This is a genomic window from Acetobacter senegalensis (assembly GCF_001580995.1).
In the GTDB taxonomy this organism is placed as follows: domain Bacteria; phylum Pseudomonadota; class Alphaproteobacteria; order Acetobacterales; family Acetobacteraceae; genus Acetobacter; species Acetobacter senegalensis.
On the sequence record NZ_LHZU01000144.1, the window covers coordinates 48,579 to 67,318 of the forward strand.

The 18,740-nt window shown below is 57.9% G+C and carries 13 protein-coding genes; 1 reads left to right on the forward strand and 12 read right to left on the reverse strand.

Translation table 11 applies throughout. The features are described 5' to 3' along the window. Positions 1-7 precede the first annotated feature (7 nt). The 5 genes from accD to tsaE form a co-directional block, all read right to left on the reverse strand. On the reverse strand, positions 8-928 hold the full coding sequence (gene accD, locus AD948_RS14335; RefSeq protein ID WP_045541761.1) for an acetyl-CoA carboxylase, carboxyltransferase subunit beta: 921 nt from the start codon (positions 926-928) through the stop codon (positions 8-10). A 152-nt stretch (positions 929-1,080) separates the two neighbouring features. After that, positions 1,081-1,407, reverse strand: coding sequence for a thioredoxin TrxA (gene trxA, locus AD948_RS14340; protein WP_006558158.1), 327 nt, complete (start codon positions 1,405-1,407; stop codon positions 1,081-1,083). A 124-nt stretch (positions 1,408-1,531) separates the two neighbouring features. After that, a complete protein-coding gene (gene addA, locus AD948_RS14345) occupies positions 1,532-5,098 on the reverse strand; it encodes a double-strand break repair helicase AddA (RefSeq protein ID WP_082782471.1) in 3,567 nt (1,188 codons plus the stop codon). Then, positions 5,095-8,211, reverse strand: a complete 3,117-nt coding sequence (gene addB / locus AD948_RS14350; protein WP_061472483.1) for a double-strand break repair protein AddB — start codon at positions 8,209-8,211, stop codon at positions 5,095-5,097. The genes addA and addB overlap by 4 nt, the downstream gene beginning before the upstream one ends. Before the next feature lie 102 nt (positions 8,212-8,313). Then, positions 8,314-8,760, reverse strand: coding sequence for a tRNA (adenosine(37)-N6)-threonylcarbamoyltransferase complex ATPase subunit type 1 TsaE (tsaE, locus tag AD948_RS14355; protein WP_082782472.1), 447 nt, complete (start codon positions 8,758-8,760; stop codon positions 8,314-8,316). 466 nt (positions 8,761-9,226) lie between these two features. On the opposite strand from tsaE, the gene AD948_RS14360 reads away from it, so the two are divergent. Further along, complete coding sequence (locus AD948_RS14360) at positions 9,227-9,985, forward strand: response regulator transcription factor (protein ID WP_039903913.1); 759 nt, start codon at positions 9,227-9,229, stop codon at positions 9,983-9,985. Between the two features lie 61 nt (positions 9,986-10,046). Here AD948_RS14360 and thiD read toward each other — a convergent pair whose 3' ends face one another. From thiD to pal, 7 genes are all read right to left on the reverse strand, one after another. Continuing rightward, the gene (thiD, locus tag AD948_RS14365) at positions 10,047-10,874 is read right to left on the reverse strand and encodes a bifunctional hydroxymethylpyrimidine kinase/phosphomethylpyrimidine kinase (RefSeq protein ID WP_061472485.1); all 828 of its coding nucleotides are present in this window, start codon (positions 10,872-10,874) and stop codon (positions 10,047-10,049) included. 25 nt (positions 10,875-10,899) lie between these two features. Further along, positions 10,900-12,258 carry a phosphoglucosamine mutase gene (gene glmM, locus AD948_RS14370; RefSeq protein ID WP_058987760.1) on the reverse strand — a complete coding sequence of 453 codons (1,359 nt, stop codon included), beginning with the start codon at positions 12,256-12,258 and terminating at the stop codon, positions 10,900-10,902. Between the two features lie 135 nt (positions 12,259-12,393). Next, positions 12,394-13,428: a dihydropteroate synthase gene (folP, locus tag AD948_RS14375; RefSeq protein WP_061472486.1), complete on the reverse strand. Its 1,035-nt coding sequence runs from the start codon at positions 13,426-13,428 to the stop codon at positions 12,394-12,396. 69 nt (positions 13,429-13,497) lie between these two features. Further along, complete coding sequence (gene ftsH, locus AD948_RS14380) at positions 13,498-15,444, reverse strand: ATP-dependent zinc metalloprotease FtsH (protein ID WP_045541832.1); 1,947 nt, start codon at positions 15,442-15,444, stop codon at positions 13,498-13,500. A 177-nt stretch (positions 15,445-15,621) separates the two neighbouring features. Next, positions 15,622-16,851, reverse strand: coding sequence for a tRNA lysidine(34) synthetase TilS (gene tilS / locus AD948_RS14385; protein WP_248846052.1), 1,230 nt, complete (start codon positions 16,849-16,851; stop codon positions 15,622-15,624). Positions 16,852-16,940: 89 nt separating this feature from the next. After that, positions 16,941-17,828 carry a tol-pal system YbgF family protein gene (locus AD948_RS14390; RefSeq protein ID WP_082741173.1) on the reverse strand — a complete coding sequence of 296 codons (888 nt, stop codon included), beginning with the start codon at positions 17,826-17,828 and terminating at the stop codon, positions 16,941-16,943. Between the two features lie 137 nt (positions 17,829-17,965). Continuing rightward, complete coding sequence (gene pal, locus AD948_RS14395) at positions 17,966-18,442, reverse strand: peptidoglycan-associated lipoprotein Pal (protein WP_006559846.1); 477 nt, start codon at positions 18,440-18,442, stop codon at positions 17,966-17,968. Positions 18,443-18,740 lie beyond the last annotated feature (298 nt).

Here is an 18,740-nt window from a genome sequence, read left to right on the forward strand (position 1 = left end):
GCCAAACTCAGACAGACGGAGCCGCGGTGGGTGCTTCCTCTACCGGCGCAGGCCGATCAGGTGCTGATTTTTCAGCACCAACCGGAGCACGCGTCAGCAGCCCGATCACGCGGCCCAGCGTGGCACGCATGTCTTTACGCACCACCACCATGTCCAACATGCCATGATCCAGCAGATATTCGGACCGCTGGAAGCCTTCGGGCAGCTTTTCACGCACGGTATCCTGAATAACGCGCGGGCCTGCAAACCCGATCAGGGCATTGGGTTCTGCAATCTGCACATCACCCAGCATAGCGAAGGAGGCCGTAACCCCGCCCGTTGTCGGGTTGGTCAGCACCACAATGTAAGGCAGACCGGCTTCTTTCAGCATCTGCACGGCAATGGTGGTGCGGGGCATCTGCATCAGGCTGATGGCGCCTTCCTGCATCCGCGCCCCGCCAGATGCGGTGAAAACAACCAGCGGAGATTTCTGCAAAACAGCCAGACGTGCGGCGGCCACAAAGCGTTCGCCAAAAGCCGCGCCCATGGTGCCTGCCATAAATTCAAACGCCATGACGGCCACAACGGCAGGATGCCCGCCAATGGTACCGTGCGCCACCACAAGGGATTCATCCACATGGCTTTTGGCGCGGGCGTCCTTCAGACGGTCCGTATATTTTTTCTGATCCCGAAACCCTAGCGGATCAACGGGAGCGGAGGGCAGTTCAATACGGGTGAACTCGCCGTTATCAAATGTCCATTCAAGGCGTTCCGTCACAGGAGCCTTCATGTGGTGGCCACAGTGCGGGCACACATTCAGGTTCTTGTGCAGTTCCTTGGTCAGAATCATCTGACTGCAGGACTCGCAGTTGGTCCACAGATTATCCGGCACTTCACGGCGGAGAAGGCCGCGAATTTTGGGACGGACATATTCGGTGATCCAGCTCATTTTGAACCTTGCAACTGCGAGACATGAAAATGGGCATGCAGCCCCAATGAGGCGTGCATTACGCTGCTTGGGCCTTCCTGCCAAGCATTATGCGCCGGAACGTACCCCGCACACAGCCTGCCAGAAAAGCCCAACCCTGAGTGTTTCAGGCGTTACAGAGCGCCTTCAACCCAGGCTTTAAGCTGGCTCTTGGGCAGAGCGCCTACCTTGGTTTCCACCACCTTGCCATCACGCACCAGCATGAGGGTCGGAATGGAGCGCACGCCATAAGCGGTCGGCGTTGCGGGGTTTTCATCAATGTTCACTTTGGCAACCGTGACCTTGCCAGCAAAATCCTTGCCGATTTCTTCCAGTGCCGGGCCGATCATCTTGCACGGGCCACACCATTCCGCCCAGAAATCCACCAGAACCAGACCGGATGCCTTAAGCACATCGGCTTCAAAGGTGGAATCGCTGACAGCAAGCGTATGTTCACTCATTAACCTGTTCCTTTTTCTGGGCGGGACATTTCAGCCCCTGCCTCCTTGGCTGCCATAAACCGGATGCCGAAAAACGGTTCCGCATCATCTGATAGCCCTACACTTAAGGCGGCAACGCAGGCGGTCAAGATGCAGGGTTACCCGGAGCATGTGCATCCAATAGCGAATCAGGCAACACGTCCGCCCGCGGGCCTTCCGTCCACACCAGCACACAGCGCACAGGCTTATCGGGATAAAGGCCCTGCAACAGAGCGCGATAGGCCGCCATCTGCCGCAGATACAGAACCGGCGTACCTGCCACAGTACGGGGCGTGTGCCGACCAGTTTTGAAATCACACACCACAATGCGGTCTGCCAGAACGCGCATACGGTCCACCTGCCCCACAATCACCTGCCCGCCTGCTACGCCCGCCAACCGCTGCTCCGCACGCGCCTCAGGCGTGAACAAGGGCGCAAGATCCGGCAGAGCCAGAACCCCCAGCACCTGATCTGCCAGTACTTTGGCCTCCTGCGGTTTCAGGCCACTGGCGGGGCGCGCCAGCCATCCGTGCGCAAGATCGACCCACCGCTCAGGCGGGAGCCCTGGCAAATATTGCAACAAGGCATGCACCAGTGTGCCGCGCCGGAACGCGGCCTCACGCGCTGCGGCAGGAGTCACAGCGGCAACATCCAATGGGGAACGCACAGGTGGCAACGGCCCCAGCATGGCATCATCCGGTCGGCTGGGGGCCAGAGGCCGGGCCAGTCTGGCATCAGGCACAGGTGGCACAGGCCGCCAGTCTGGGGCTCGCCCCATCCACGTGGGCAGAGAAGAGACTGTCGGTTTACCGGTTTCGGGTAGCGCATTCGCATCCGCCTTTGGGGTCTGCTCCTTGACCTCTGCCCGTTCTTCCAGAACCAGTATGGTGTCTGCCCAATCACCTTCCGTCCACGGTTGGGGCTGGGCGCCCGCAACGTCAAACCCCTGACGACAACGCTCGTACCAGCTTTCAGCAGGTACATGCCGGCCCGGCATCCAGCCGCACACAATCAGCCTTTCCGCCGCACGCGTCAGCGCCACGTAGAGCAGGCGATTGTACTCCTCTATGGCGCTGGCCTGCATGGAAGCCCGCAAGGCCTGCGTCAGCCCTACGGCAAGCGCCCCACGCGGCACATATACCGGCACGTCCAGCCCTGTATGGTTGTCCTTTGCCCAGAACAGCCGATCCTCATACCGGGGCCTGCTGACCGTGTCTGGCAGAATGACCAACCGGGCCTGCAAACCTTTGGACCCATGGGCTGTCATCACCCGCACGGAATCTCCCCCGGCTTCGGCCTCACGCTTCACGCTTTCTTCCGAATTACGCAGCCAGTGCAGAAAGCCTTGCAGAGAGGGCGGATGCATATCCTGATACCGGAGAGCCGCCGAGAGAAGTTCATCTACCGATTCCGCAGCTTCCGGCCCCAGCCGCGCCAGCAGGCGTGCCCGGCCTCCTGCCCGGCCCAGTGCTTCAGACAGCAGTTCATGCGGGGTCAGATAATCCACCCGGCGGAAGAGACTATCCAGCAGCGCCCATGCCTGCGCCCAGTCCGGCCGCTCTGCATGCCGATCCCTGAGCGCGGACCACAAGGGCTCGGCAGGTTTGCGTCCGGTAGCCAGCAGCATCAGGCTGTCATCCGACACGCCCCCCAATGGAGAGGTCAGCACGCACGCCAGCGTCAGGTCATCCTGCGGCAGCAGCAGGGCGGCACACAGCGCCATCAGATCCTGCACGGCGAGTTGGTCTGCCAACCCGGTGCGCACCAATGTGGTCACCGGCACGTTCTCGGTTTTCAACGCCCGCACAAGAGCCGTGACAAACTGAGACCGGCGCGGCACCAGAATCAGGACATCGCCCGGCGTGAGGAGTTTTTCACCCGGCGCAGGCGGCGTGGCAAGCAAACGTGCAATATGGCGCGCCAATGTATCCGCCAGTTTCTGCCGAGGATTCTGCCGCGTGGCATTGGCCAGCGGCGGCTCCCACGGGCTGGCAGGATCAGCCTCCTCTTCCGTCGCTTCCGCCAGTGGCCAGAGTTCAACCCGGCCACCCTGCCCCGGTCTGGCCGTTATGTGGTGCATGGGCCGACCATCTTCTTCCGCCACCCCCTTGGCTGCCTCTGGAAGAGAGAAGACAGAATCAACCAGTTTCAGAACAGGTGCTGTTGAACGAAAGGAAACGGTCAGTTCCGGCTCCCGCCATGGCAGGCCAGCTGACGTAGCACGATTGTGGAACACACGGCGCCATGTGCGGAAGGCATCCGGGTCTGCGCCCTGAAATCCGTAAATGGATTGTTTATAGTCTCCCACAGCAAAAACGGTCCGCGGGCCAGCCTCTGGCGCATGGGTGCCCTCGCCCGCAAAAAACTCCTCGGTCAAATCTCCGGCAATGCGCCACTGCTCGCCCGATGTATCCTGAACCTCATCAAGCAGCAGATGATCTATTCCGCCATCCAGCTTATATAGAACCCAGGCAGCACCCGGTTCTTTCAAAAGCCCCAATGTTCGGTGAATAAGATCATCATACTCCACAAGACCGCGCTGTGTTTTACGTGCCTCATAAAGATCAGCTACAGGAGCGGCGTTTTTCAGAAGAGCTACCCCCAGGCGCGCCAGTTCACGGGCACGCAAGGATTCCTCTATGCCCTGAATACGCTCAGCCTCCCGCGCAAGGCATTCAGCCTGCTCCGCATATTTCTCTGTCAGTTTTTTGGTAATCAGACCTGTTTTGCGTAATGTTCCCTCTTTGGTCAGGAAGCCATTACGCCAGATATCCCATTGTGCTGCGCGCTGAGGCGGCTCACTACTCAACCAGTCCAGCAACGCCAGCGCATTGCGCTTGACCGCTTCTGTTCCTTCATCTGCCAGCAGACGCAGGAAATGACGTAGCGTCTCCTCACCAGAAAACGTTTTACAGGCCCGCTGGAGAAACTCCTGATTGCTTCCCTTCAACGCACCCGCTGCAAGCCCCAGAACCCGACAAAAAATTGCTGGCAGATCTTCCGGTTTTTTTGATACCCATCCCCGGATACGCTCAGCGCGGGAATCATGCCGCAGCGCCCCTGCAAGACTGACAAAATCGCCCAGACCAATCTGTCCGGCCACAGGCGCCAGCACGGCGGAGGAACGGCTTCCCAGCACTGTTTCCACACATCCCTGCAAGGCAAGGGAGGCATCCGTTTCTTCCATGACCGTAAAATGCGGGTTCATGGCGGCTTCCAGCGGAAACCGGCGCAACAGGGACTGGCAAAACGCATGAATGGTGCCAATCCGCATACCGCCAGGCAAATCCAGAACATCTGCAAACAATGCCCGTGCCTGCCGCCGTGCTTCTGGTGTGCACGGCACGAACAGGGCCTTCAGTTCCTTGTCCAGTTCCGTATCAGATAAGGTAACCCACCGCCCCAGCCGGGTTTGCAGACGGATGGCCATTTCTGCCGCTGCGGCCTTGGTAAAAGTCAGACACAGAATACGGGCAGGATGACTGCCCGGTACAGTCTCACCTTCAGGCGTACGACGCGGCAACATCAGGCGCAGCAGGCGATCAATCAGCAGTTTGGTTTTACCACTGCCCGCCGAGGCCGATACAAACACGGACGCCAACGGATCTGACGCCAACGCCTGTTGCTGGTTAGCCTGTTCAATCGCATCAGACACCAGAGTACGCTCAGTCATGCTTCGTCTTCCACTCGGGCAGTATTCCATTCCGGCACACGGGCCAGACGCGCATAATCGGCAAAACGCGGTTCCTGTCCCGGATGAGGATGAGACAGGTAGGGCTGGGCCGGATTGTCATACGCCACCACACGGTCCCGCAAACGTGCCCATGTCTGCTCCGCCAGGTCTGTCAGCGAAATATCCTTCCCGGCGGAGACAGCCACCTCTCCTCCCGGTTCTGCCCCGCCGGTCAGTCGCCAGTAGATCAGGCCGCCAATCTCTGGCGCCTCTTCTGCATCCATTTTCGGTAATCCTGAGAAACCACCACGCAGAATCATGGCAGCCTCAAGCGGTAGCTGCGGGCTCCACCCAGATTGCACATCCCGCGCCGTTGGCAAGGTGCCTGTTTTGTAGTCCCGCACAATCACGCGGTTCTGCGCATCAAAATCAATACGGTCAGCCCGCCCGACCAGACGGAAGGGACCGCACGGCGCATCTGGTATCTCCACACGCCCGCGCAACTCGGTTTTGATGGCATGAGGTGTTCCCGCCGTTTCACGCCATGTTTCTTCCGCCTGCACCACCCAGGTGGCAATACGCATCAGGCGCGGTTCCCACCAGGCCCGCAAGGCAGGGCGTAGCGTTTGGGCATGCAGAACATCCTGAAATATTTTTTGCAGACCTGCTTCGGCATTGGTTGGCCATGTTGTGCCATGCGTACTGAACCAGCGTTCAAGGGCTTCATGCACAATCATCCCGTAATCGGACGCATCTGCCGGTTCTTCCAGTTCCTGCAAAGGCTGAAGCCGCAACACATGGCGTGCATAAATAGCGTACGGATCACGCATCCATGTTTCAATTTCCGTCACACTCAGGCGGCGGGGGCGCAGGGCGACGGGCGGCATGGGGCGCGGCGGCGCAACCGGGCGTACCGGCCCTGCTGGCCGGTCCACCTGATGCAGCCATTCCATAACCGGATGCATTGGCACAGACAGACCACGCCCAGCCAGAAACGCATCCAGCCGGGATAACCAGCGGGCAGGCACAACGGGTGCGCCTTCACGTCTTTTGGGGCAGGAGAGCACCACTTCATCCGCCGCCGTCGCACTGGCAAAAAAATCATGCGCGGCCTGCCCCACTCCCTGCTCTGGTGAAGGCAACCCCACACGCTGGCGCATGGGGCGACTCATCCACGGGCCTGCTTCGGCCACCGGCGGCCAGACACCCTCCGCCAAGCCGCCCAGAATCACTGTATCCGCTGTTTGCAGGCGTGCTTCAAACAGCCCCCAGATCAGCACGCGCGGATGCAACGCTGCCGGGTCTCCCCCCCGCCTGCTAGCCACACGCTCTTCCGCCAGAACGGCGCTGAGCAGACCATCCAGAACGGCAGGAGGCTGAGGCGGCAAAATATCAGATGCCATCATCAGGTCCGTCAGACGATTGGCCAGAAGATTTCCCTCTTCCCCCCGCCATAAACGATCAGCCGCTTCTTCAGCATCTGTACGAACCAGACGCTCAACTGTCTTGATCAAGGTTTCCAGCAGTTCCGGCACCGGAGCCCGGTAGGTATCGGCCAAACCTTGAAGATGCTCCGGCACATCTCCCTCTGCGCCCTCATTCTGAGGCCACGCCAGCACCGGCTCGAAACACACTGCCAGCCGGTCCATGAACATCAGAAGCGGTTCCGGCCCAAAAGGACGATCTGCCTCTGCTCCCGCTTCAACACGTTCCGTTTTTCTCTCATCGCGCGTGTGTTCGGCCAACGCACGTTCAACAGCAGCCCGCAACGCCGCAAAGCCGGGGGGCGGTGCAGGCCCCCGCAGCACCACTCGCTCCAGAAGGCGGGCCGAGGCCCGACACACCCCGGCAGAAAGCCCGCAGGCCACCAAAGGGTGTTTCAGAACAGAAAGAAGAGAAACCGGAGAAAACCGGTTATCCACCAGTTGCGCCACCAGCCGCAACAACACACCACCTGGCGTACCAATGAGAGAGGCCCCACCACTATCATCCGCCAGAACACCCCAGCGCGAGAGTTCCGTAACCACACGGGCTGCCAGACCACGGTCAGGCGTAATCAGCGCCACCCGTTTCTGCGGCTGCTCGATCACATCCCGCATCAGCATTGCGATAACAACGGCTTCTTCCTGCTGATCCGCCGGGTCCAGGCGGGTTACGTGAGGCAGGGTCACCTGTCCAGCCCGCGCCCAGTCTTCCAACGCAGAGGCCGGTAGCAGGGAACGGCTGAGCGCCTCCGCGCGCTCCGGGTAGCCCCCTCCCGCCATCCAGACATCAACATCTGCCCGAACGGCATCCAATGATGCAAGCAGATGGCTCAGACCAGCCTGCGGGTGGCTATCCGGCAGATGGGCAAAGGTTTCTTCCGGCATGGCGGTATCCAGCCCCGGAAGCACCACCAGCCCGCCGGGGCAGGCCATAACGGCCCGCAGCGCTTCTGCCGTAGCGGGCATAAGATTTGTAAAACCCGCTGCCCATAAGCGGCTTTGATCCCCCTGCTCAGCCTGTTCGTGCCAGAGTTTTGCCTGCGCCCGCAGCAGAGTCACCTGCCGCGCGACGGGGTTCATCAAACCCTGCCCGCTCAACCATTCCGGCCACGCTTTGGTAACAATATCCAGAAACTGCAAAATGGTTTGCCAGTGCTTGGCAAAATCATCCTGCACCGCTTCTGGCAGACGCGCTGCAAGATCAACATCCGCCCATTCCGCTTCATCCATAAGATCAGCAAGCGCCTTGGCCAGAGGCCATGCCTGATCAAGCGTGGGCCGTGTGCCAAACGCACCTTCTGCCTGCAACACCAGACGGGTCAACACGGCAAGACGGGTCATGCTGGCAACAGGAGGCGGCAGATCCAGCCCCTCCGTTCCTCCCAGATCAGACGCCAGCCCCAGTTCCGCTTCGTCAAGGGCACTGATTGGCATAATACGAGGCAGCAACATGGGCTTACCGTCCATGTGGCGTAAAAAGGCCTCTGTCAGCCCACGCGCAGCCCGACGGCCAGGCAGAACAATAACGCCTTCACCAATTGCCTCCGGGTCTCCACCCGCCGCTTCAATCCACCGTAACGCCAGATGATCCAGAAAGGGGAGATGCGCTGGAATTGTCGCCAAACTCATAATGTTCTGACCCTATCGTCTTCAGGCGTTCTCTGGCGCGGCAAAAAAGCCCTCAGATCGAAGCCGCCAGACTGTTCAAACCGCCTTTTACACCTGTGCCTGTCAGCCAACAAACAGACCGGCTTCTTTAAGTCGATGGGACCATCCTTCAACGGAAACCTGCCTGCTGCCATCAGGCTGCACGGAAAGAGTCAGATGCAACGCATCTTCCGGTGTCAGATCTTCAAGCCGTTCTGGCCATTCCACTAGCACAATGCCGTCACGTGCTTCTTCCCATCCCAACTCTTCCAGTTCATCCGGACCACTCAGGCGCCATAGATCAAAATGAGACACCGCACCCTGTGGTGCGGCGTAGGTCTGAACAAGGGTATAAGTCGGGCTTGGCACTTCCAGACTGGGGTTTTCACACAAGGCGCGTAAAAAAGCGCGTGCAAACACACTTTTCCCCGCCCCGAGTGGACCGGAGAGCAAAATCGTATCTCCAGAACGCACCATTCCTGCAACCTGCATGGAAAAATTCTCTGTAGCTTCTTCATCTTTGAGAATCATGCTCGCTCCCATACCCCTCCCCCACCTCATGCCTTGCCTGACTGAATATTATCTTCAGGTCTTTTTATCAGATCCGCACAGTGCAGCACACAGGCAGGGCTTTCTTTAGCTGGCACCACGTACGATCCAAAAATTGATTTGTGATTTTATTTAAGAAAAGAATGTTTCAAAAAAATTATTACTATTTGATATTATTTTCTTTACAAATAATGATGGAAAACCATTTGACGATAGTCTTTTCATCTTTGCCTCAATCAAATGTCTTAAGTGAAAATATTCAATCATAAGTTGTGGTTAACGGTTGCATGATGCGCCATGCGATAAGTGCATACCCTCATCACGATACAACTAATGGTGGTAAAAAATTCGTTTACGTTATATGAAGCGATATGAATTGATATTATAACACATAAAGCACAACCATAAGGTGTGCTCACACTCTCTTCCGGGAGAAGGGATTAACGCCATGCGAATCTTGTTGGCCGAAGATAACAACACATCCGCCCAGACGATCCTTCCTGTGCTTGTACACGCGGGTCTTCACGTAGATGTGACTGATACAGGGCGCGGCGCGATTGAAATGCTGCGCAATTATAATTATGGCTTGGTGATAGTAGAGTTATTTTTGCCAGATATGGATGGTTACGATTTTATTGCGTCTCTGCGCGCAAGAAAAATCCAGACGCCTATCGTCATTCTTTCAGCGATTGACAAACCTCATTCAAAAATAAAGGCGTTTTCAATCGGGGCTGATGATTATCTTACAAAGCCATTCGACCCTGAAGAGCTTGTTGCGCGTGTTCAGGCGATTTTAAGGCGCTCAAACGGCTACAGCCAGCCTGTTACAGAAGTGGGCAATATGGCCCTTGATCTTAATCAGCACACAGTCAGCGTAGCAGGCGTTCCTGTTCATCTGACTGGCAAGGAATTTGCCATTCTGGAACTGCTTGTGTTGAGGAAAGGTATTTCCTTAACCAAGGAAGCCCTGCTGAATCATCTCTATGGCGGACATGATGAGCCTGACATCAAGATCATTGACGTTTTTGTCTGCAAATTACGCAAAAAACTTCAGGCGGCAGGGGCCGGCAACCTTATCTCCACCATATGGGGACGCGGTTATGTTCTGAATGACTCCCAACCCAAAAAAACCGTAGCAAACCGTATTAGTCCCGCCACGCATTATCAGGAAAACCGGGTTCCCCAGCTTCAGGCTGCCGGGGAGTAGAAGACTGCCCCAAAAATGAGGCACAAGTCATGAGCCAAGAGGTTTTTTCAGGCCTCTTGGCTCATAACTTCACAAAAGAATGTGCATGCCATAGTGGCCCTGCCCCTTGGCCAAACCCGGGTGCTTCAAGAATAGCGTTCCGCACATACTGGCGGCTTAAATCAATGGCATCCGTCATGGAATGATTTTGGGCAAGCAGCGTTGCCAGCGCACTGGCCAGTGTGCAGCCCGTACCATGCGTATGACGGGTTGCAATCCGTTTATCCGCAAATTCCGTAAAGCCCGTATCGTCCAGAAAAACGTCAACCAGATCTTCACCTGATAAATGACCGCCTTTTAGCAGGACCGCTGCCCCTGTTTCCTCTCGCAATTGTCTGGCCGCCAGCCGCATATCCTGCACAGTCTGCAAAGAACGGCCTGTCAGCCTTTCCGCTTCCGGCAGATTGGGGGTCAACACAGTCGCAAGCGGAAACAGATGGGTCTTTACCATGCTGATGGCATCCTCAGCCAGTAAGGCAGCGCCACCTTTCGCCACCATAACAGGATCAAGCACCAGAAGCGCGTGCGGAGTCTGCTGCCGGTAGGCCGCAATTTCCTCCGCCACAACCTGAATTTCAGCAGGCCCTCCCAGCATGCCGGTTTTAAAGGCATCTGTGCCCAGATCATCCAGCACACTGCGAATCTGTTGACGCAGAAAATCCGGAGTAACGGGATAAATCCCTTGCACACCCAAGGTATTCTGGGCTGTCAGCGCGGTAATGGCCGTCATGGCGTAACCACCCAACGCCGTTATCGCTTTGATGTCGGCCTGAATGCCTGCGCCACCGCCCGAATCACTTCCCGCGATGGAAAGCACGCGCGCCGGAGCGCTTTGCCGCCGTCCGTCCATCAGGTTTTATTCCCCCGTTAGCGCTTCAGGCGGGCTCACTCACAGCCTGGAGCGCATCACACATCTGGGCGACAACTTCATCCACCAAAGCGGCATCTTCGGCTTCCGCCATCACCCGCACCAGAGGCTCCGTGCCACTCTTGCGCAGAACCAGCCGCCCACGGCCTGAAAGCTTTTTCTCTACTTCTTCCTGCTTGGCCTGCACGCTATCCGCCTCAAGCGGGCTGTCTCCCGTAAAGCGTACGTTCTGCAATTTCTGCGGGAAAGGCTTGAACATCCGGCAGACTTCGCTGGCAGGACGTCCGTCTTCCACAAGTACGGCCAGAATTTGCAGGGCAGCAATCAGGCCATCCCCCGTGGTAGCGAAATCTGTCAACACCATATGGCCGGACTGCTCGCCGCCAATATTGGTGCCCAGCTCCCGCATGCGTTCCACCACGTAACGGTCTCCAACAGCGGTGCGTTCAAGGCTCACGTTCAAAGTGTTCAAAAAACGTTCCAACCCCATGTTGGACATGACCGTGGCCACAACAGCCTCGCCAACCAACCGCCCCTCCCGCGCCCAGGACTGGGCAATCAGAGCCAGAATCTGGTCACCATCAATCAGGCAGCCCGTTTCATCTGCAATCAGAACGCGGTCTGCATCACCATCCAGTGCAATCCCCAGATGGGCCTTATGCTGCACCACCGCTTTGCACAACGCTTCCGGATGGGTGGAGCCACATGCTTCATTGATGTTCACGCCGTCAGGCGTACATCCAATCCGGATCACTTCCGCCCCAAGTTCCCACAGGGCCGTAGGCGCCACGCGGTAAGCTGACCCATTGGCGCAATCAATCACGATCTTCATGCCATCCAGCCGCAGCTTGCGCGGGAAGGAGGCTTTCGCACTTTCCACATACCGCCCGGCAGCATCATTCAGGCGGGATGCGCGACCAATTTTTTCCGGCGTTGCCAGCCGCCCGGTCAGATCGGCAGCCATCAGGTCTTCAATATCCGTTTCATCCTGATCGGACAGTTTGAAGCCATCGGGCCCGAACAGCTTGATACCGTTATCCCCAAACGGGTTATGCGAGGCGGAGATCATGACCCCCAGATCGGCACGCAGAGAGCGCGTCAGCATGGCAATGGCCGGTGTGGGTAAAGGCCCCACCAAAGTAACGTCCATGCCAGCAGACAGAAAGCCGGCCACCAGCGCGCTTTCAATCATGTAGCCGGACAGGCGGGTGTCCTTGCCAAGCAGAACGCTATGACGGTGATCACCGCGCGTAAAACGCAGCCCTGCGGCCTGCCCCAGCTTTTGAGCAGTTTCCACGGTCATGGGAGCAATGTTCGCGGTCCCCCGGATGCCATCTGTCCCGAAAAGACGTCTTGTCCTGCTCATGTCATCTCTCTCCATGCCGTCTGGCCGTTTTGCAGACGATGTGACGCCCGAAAATGGCTTTTTTCTTTCTTCCCTTCTCCCTAAAACGATTCAGGGTGTGAAGAAACCGTGAAGACCCCTAACAGCCGTCTTTTTTCAGGTTGCGTGTACGGCCCGCCACAACTTTACTGCCTGCACCATTCCTTCCACCGCATGCACGCGCAAAAGACTGTTCCCCAAAGGTAGAGCCTCCAATGTGGCGGCCTGAGTGGCCGGGTCCCTCAGCGCGGGGTCTGATACTCCTGTCAACGCTCCGATCATACGTTTGCGGGACACCCCCAGCAGCACGCGGCAACCCAGATTGGCCAGCAAAGGTAAACGGGACAGCATTTCAAGGTTCTGTTCTGTGGTTTTGGCAAAACCCAAACCGGGATCAATCACCAGCCGCTCACGTGCAATGCCACCTTCCACCGCAGCACACACTCTCTGGCCCAGTTCCCTCACCACCTCACATGCCACATCCTGATACACGGCATGCTGCGCCATGGTTTCCGGAACGCCCCGCATATGCATCAACACCACGCCGCATTCACGCTCCGCCAGAAGCGGCAAAGCATCCGGATCATGCACCAGGGCTGAAACATCATTGATCACATCAGCGCCGGCAGCCAGAGCCTGTTCCATCACAAGACTATTACGGGTATCCACGGAAAGAACCGTGCCTTTGGCCTGCGCCCTCAGGGCGATGAGGGCTGGCCCTATCCGATCCCACTCCTGCTCGGGTGTGACGGGCAGGGCACCGGGCCGAGTGCTTTCCCCACCCAGATCAAGTACACCCGCACCGGCCTGAACCATCGCCAGCCCGCCTGTGACCGCATTAGCAGTTTCCAGATGATGGCCTCCATCACTAAAACTGTCTGGCGTGAGGTTGAGAATACCCATAACCAAGGGGGTCTCGGGCAACATCCCGCTGACCGGGCTTCTTGCAACACGCGCCAGCTCCGGCTGCCAACTGGCAGGGATAGAGGCTACGGGAACAAACCCGCTCCGTGCATCATCCTCTATCAAATCGGCACAGGTAAAAGCCGCAGGCCCCCCTGCCAGCGGCAAGGCATTTCCACGTTGCACTGCCTGCCGGGCCGCTACGCCATACAGCAGCCCTGCGGGTTCCACCAACCGTCTGAAGTCCATTACCTTCCCCCAAAACGCAAAGAAGGCGGCATTGCTGCCGCCTTCCCTTAACCTTAGCTGATCCTGCTCTTAGCCCGGCTGAGGCACGGGTGTCATGCCACCCTCATCCCCTTCCGGCTTGGAACCGGGCGGTGTGATGTCCGGCCCGGAAACCTGAGGCACGGAAGACCGACGGTTCACGGGAGCAGAGTCATCAATCTCCACCCGTTCAATCGGCTGTCCACGCATGATCTGGCGAATTTCCTCGCCTGTCAGCGTTTCAAACTCCAGCAGGGCTTCGGCCAGACGGTGCAGTTCATCCACGTGATCGTGCATGTAATTGCGGGCCTGATCATAAGCCTCGTCAATCAGGCGCTTGATTTCAGCATCAATTTCCTTGGCCGTATGTTCAGAGAAGTTCTTGGCAGCCCCACCAAAGAAGCCCATGCCACCGCCCTGATCATCATTGGCAAAGGCGATCATGCCAACCTTTTCGCTCATGCCCCATTCGGTCACCATGCTGCGGGCAACACGGGTCGCCATCTGGATATCACCCATCGCGCCGTTGCAGATGTTGTCCTTGCCGTAAACAACTTCCTCTGCCACGCGGCCACCCATGGCCACCACCAGATGAGCAATACAGTTCTTTTTGCTCATGGACAGGCGATCACCTTCAGGCAGACGCATCACCATACCCAGTGCCCGCCCACGCGGAATAATGGTCGCCTTGTGAATGGGTTCACTTTCCGGCACCAGCACAGCCGTAATGGCATGGCCAGCTTCATGATACGCCGTGCGCTTCTTTTCCTCATCACTCATGACAAGGGAACGACGCTCAGCACCCATCAGCACCTTGTCCTTGGCGTCTTCAAACTCACGCATGGCAACCGTGCGCTTGCCCAGACGGGCAGCAGCCAAAGCGGCCTCGTTCACCAGATTGGCAAGATCAGCCCCTGAGAAACCGGGCGTGCCGCGGGCGATAATGCGTGGGTCTACGTCAGATGCCAGCGGAACCTTGCGCATGTGAACACGCAGGATTTTTTCACGGCCAGACACATCCGGGTTCGGCACCACAACCTGACGGTCAAACCGGCCGGGACGCAGCAGAGCCGGGTCCAGCACGTCAGGACGGTTGGTGGCCGCAATCAGAATAACGCCTTCGTTGCTTTCAAAGCCGTCCATTTCAACCAGCATCTGGTTGAGTGTCTGTTCGCGTTCATCGTTACCGCCGCCCATGCCTGCCCCACGGTGGCGGCCTACGGCGTCAATTTCGTCAATGAAGATAATGCACGGTGCGGCTTTCTTACCCTGTTCGAACATGTCACGCACGCGGGAGGCGCCCACACCTACGAACATTTCCACAAAGTCAGAGCCGGAAATGGTGAAGAACGGCACATTGGCTTCACCCGCAATGGCGCGCGCCAGCAGGGTTTTACCCGTGCCCGGAGGACCACACAGCAGAACCCCTTTAGGGATTTTACCGCCCAGACGGGTGAATTTCTGCGGGTCTTTAAGGAAATCGACAATTTCCTGCAACTCGCTCTTGGCTTCATCAATGCCAGCCACATCCTCAAACGTGACGCGACCATGCTTTTCCGTCAGCATCTTGGCGCGGGATTTGCCAAAGCCCATGGCCCGACCGCCGCCGCCCTGCATCTGGCGCATCATGAACAGCCATGCCCCTACCAGCAGGATAATGGGCAGAGAGTTCAGGAAGTAGCGCAGCAGCGGGCTGCCTTCCTGATCCAGCGGCTTGGCCACAACCTCAACTCCCTTGCCGACCATACGGGTGACAAGTGAAGGATCCTGCGGCGCAAACGTCTCAAAGGCGGTCCCGTCGGTCAGAGTGCCGGAGATATTGTGATTCTGCATCACAACGGAGCGGACATGGCCTGAATCCACGTCTGCCACGAAATCTGAATAGGCAAGCTGCTGGGCCGCATGCTGTGTGCTCCCCGGCTGGAAAACATCCACCAGCAAAAGCAGCAGCACGATGATGCTGACCCAGAGAGCCAAATTGCGGCCTAAATTGTTCATCTTGGCTGTGTTTCCATACTTATCGTGCGAGAGCGCCGGAGAGCCCCCAATCTGAGCGGCAGATGCCGGAAAATGCAACCTCTGCTGTTATAAATGGGACGCTGTACGGATATTCCTACCCCGCAAACAGTTTTTTCTGCCTGTTTGGGGGCCTGCGCAGCGCTTTTTTCTCCTGCCCTACTCTGGCAACTCTCCATACACACCGCTGCCAGAAACCGGAACAGGTGGGCGGAAAGTAAACCCTGCTCCACACAGAACCGGATCTTCCCATATATCTAAATGAGGCACCGCAACACGCTGCCCCCCGCGCCACAGGGCTGGCAGGGTTGCGCATAAGCGTGCGGGCCACCCGGCGCGGCTGGCGCGGGGCACGCCTATCCCTGCCGCACCCACCCGTAATCCTTCCGCCTCAAGCTCTGAAGGCAGGTGCAACACAAAACGGTTATCCCATAGGTTTCCATTCTGTGCGATCACACGACCCTGCATGGCTGCGGCCTCACGCAGTAAAATCCATTGCCCTTTATGCCGAAGCATCTGCACCCCCGCCAACGTGGCTGGTTGCGGTTCCGCACACAGGCGCGCGACGGCAGAGGGAGATGGAGGATAAGGCAATCCGCCCACACACCGGATAAGGGAAGAAAGCAGCGCTGGCTCCGGCAAGGTAGCCCCCAGACACACCCACCCTTCTGGTAGAAACGCTGCGTTCTGCGCCAGATAGTGCGTGTACTCCGCTTCCTGCTGCATACGCGCCCGACCATAGCGGATGGCTTCTTGCCATAAGGTGTCTCGCCTATTTCCAGTGAGCAGAGCCTGCCGGACACGGACCCGTTCCGCTTTGGTATCCTCGTTGGAGGGATCATCCACCCACGCTACACCGGCCTGCCGCAATGTGTTGCGCAACGCCGCGCGAGAAAACCCCAGAAGAGGACGCACCAGCCGCATATCGGGCAGCACCGTGCTCCACCCCATCCCCGCCAGTCCTGTTGGGCCGCTGCCTGCACGTTGCCGCATAGCAACAGTTTCGGCTTGATCATCCGCCTGATGCCCCAAGAGGAGATCAAGGCAGCCCATCTCCCGGCATGCGTGTGCCAGCGCCGCATAGCGCGCCTGCCGGGCACGCTCTGCCATGCGTGGACCTTTTGCCAGATCTGTCAGGGTCAGAATACGTCCGGGCACGCCCAGATTCGCCAGACGACTTACCGTTAAACGGGCTTCTTCTGCGGATTCGGGGCGCAATCCATGGTCAACCACAAACGCAATAAGCCGCTTGCGCCAGCGCGATGCCAGCCACGCCAGACAAAGACTATCCCCCCCGCCAGACACCGCAAGGGCGATGGGTGGAAAGGAGGGATCATCCGGCAACCATGGCCCAAGGCGTGTGATAATGGCCTGAAACTGCGCGGGCAAAACAGGAGTGTCAGAAAAAGGAGAGAGAGGAGGCAGAGCACCATCGGCTCGCCAGAGTCCCTCCCCTTCAAAGTCGGTCAGTCCAGAAATTACTGGCAGCCGCCCCGACCGGCATAAATTTCAGCAGCATGAGAAACGCGCTGTGTTGGTGAGGGAAACTCTGACTTCAGTTTTCCCAGCGCCTGACACGCCGCCTTTTTGTCCCCCAACGCCAGCAGGGAAGCCGTAACACCCAGCAGGGCATCCGGCGCACGTGCACTTTTGGGAGCCTGACGGTACGCATCATAATACGCTACCGCAGACTGGCGGTATTGCTTTTCCCCGGCCAGAGACTGCGCCAGCAGGAACTGGGCATCGACCTTGAAGCTGCCTTTGGCGTTTTTCAAAGCGCCCTCGGCGTTCTCGTGAGCGGTTGCGTAATCACGCTTCTGCAAGGCAGCTTTCCCGGCGGCTAGCATGGCGTCAGGCGTTGTCGGCTTGGCCGCAGCATCCGTTCCACTCCCGCTTGCTGCGGACGCGGTCGCAGCAGTTGCCGCCCCTGCTGCGGCACCAGCAGCAGCCCCGCCGCCGCCGTTCTGCGCGGCAAACTGTGCATCCGCTACCTGTTTGGAAAGCGCGGCTGTCTGCTTTTGCAGATCATTGGTAAGCTGATCGATCTCACCTCGCATTTCACGCTGCTGCTGTTCCAACGTGTTCACGCGTTCCAGAAGCTGGGCTGTGAGATCCCCACCCCCACCGGATGACGGAGCGGGGGTAGCGGATGGCGCAGGCAGTGCGCCACTTCCCCCTGAAGACTGGATCTGGCTCAACTGCTGCTGAAGCGCCATGATCTGGTTTTGCAGAGCAAGCCCTTCACGGCTGGAAACCTCCTGCGCATGCGCAAGCGGTGTGCTGGCGGCCAGCACGGCAGCCAACGGAAGACCCAGCACGGCCATGCGCCCGCAGGCGGAAACTGATGTCATCACCAGGCGTTTCATAAAGACCTCACCCTTTTAAAAAAGCGGGCAAGGATTTCATCATTCCAGCCCGGAAAACAAGAGCCTGAACGCAAAAACAGGCTGGGCGAAAACCACCCAGCCTGCTTTTTCAGACCAAATATGAACGAACTCGAAACTTATTTGACAGAAGTAATCGCGTTACGGTTCTGGGCCCATGCGCTTTCATCATCACCAACTGCGGTCGGGCGGTCCTTACCGTAGGAGATGGTGGAAATGCGGGAGGAATCAACCCCTTTGGCCACCAGGAAGTCACGCGCGGCGTTTGCACGACGCTGACCCAGGGCAATGTTGTATTCTTCCGTGCCGCGGTCATCGCAGTTGCCGGCAACTTCAACGTTGACCTGCGGGTACTGAGCCAGCCAGGAGGCCTGCTTCTGCAGGGTGGTCTGGGCGTCAGAGGTCAGGCCGCTCTTGTTCAGATCAAAGAACACGCGGTCCCCAACGTTGGCGACCAGATCGGCTTCACTACCGGGAACTGGGCCGCTCGGCTGTGCCGTTGCTGCACCCGTGGACGCACCGGTATCCGCCTTTTCATGCGCACAGGCAGAAAGAAGGGCAACCATACCAAGTGCAGCGATAAACTTCAGTCTCATGTGTCGGATCCTGAGATTAGTTCAATATGAGAACTATTCGGAGAGAAAAAACAAACTTAAGTGCTTGCATCCCCGCGTATTCTTCTGCTCCTCTCCGAAGCCTTCGAAGAGCCGACGAATTTTGGAGACCACCTTGCCCTAAGCCATAGCTTATTCTTCCGGTCAAGCGACATCTCAGATTTAGATGACAGCCATTCGCAAACCGATGCCAAATAGCCACAGAAGGGCGTCAACGGCAGCAGTTTACTAAGCATGCGAAGTAATCGAATCGCATTTCGGGCTTTTTATTTCGATACAA

Bases quoted from the DNA above. Each gene is read 5' to 3' on its own strand.
- accD (WP_045541761.1), bottom strand. From the start codon at position 928: ATGAGCTGGATCACCGAATATGTCCGTCCCAAAATTCGCGGCCTTCTC.
- trxA (WP_006558158.1), bottom strand. From the start codon at position 1,407: ATGAGTGAACATACGCTTGCTGTCAGCGATTCCACCTTTGAAGCCGAT.
- addA (WP_082782471.1), bottom strand. From the start codon at position 5,098: ATGACTGAGCGTACTCTGGTGTCTGATGCGATTGAACAGGCTAACCAG.
- addB (WP_061472483.1), bottom strand. From the start codon at position 8,211: ATGAGTTTGGCGACAATTCCAGCGCATCTCCCCTTTCTGGATCATCTG.
- tsaE (WP_082782472.1), bottom strand. From the start codon at position 8,760: ATGATTCTCAAAGATGAAGAAGCTACAGAGAATTTTTCCATGCAGGTT.
- AD948_RS14360 (WP_039903913.1), top strand. From the start codon at position 9,227: ATGCGAATCTTGTTGGCCGAAGATAACAACACATCCGCCCAGACGATC.
- thiD (WP_061472485.1), bottom strand. From the start codon at position 10,874: ATGGACGGACGGCGGCAAAGCGCTCCGGCGCGCGTGCTTTCCATCGCG.
- glmM (WP_058987760.1), bottom strand. From the start codon at position 12,258: ATGAGCAGGACAAGACGTCTTTTCGGGACAGATGGCATCCGGGGGACC.
- folP (WP_061472486.1), bottom strand. From the start codon at position 13,428: ATGGACTTCAGACGGTTGGTGGAACCCGCAGGGCTGCTGTATGGCGTA.
- ftsH (WP_045541832.1), bottom strand. From the start codon at position 15,444: ATGAACAATTTAGGCCGCAATTTGGCTCTCTGGGTCAGCATCATCGTG.
- AD948_RS14390 (WP_082741173.1), bottom strand. From the start codon at position 17,828: ATGAAACGCCTGGTGATGACATCAGTTTCCGCCTGCGGGCGCATGGCC.
- pal (WP_006559846.1), bottom strand. From the start codon at position 18,442: ATGAGACTGAAGTTTATCGCTGCACTTGGTATGGTTGCCCTTCTTTCT.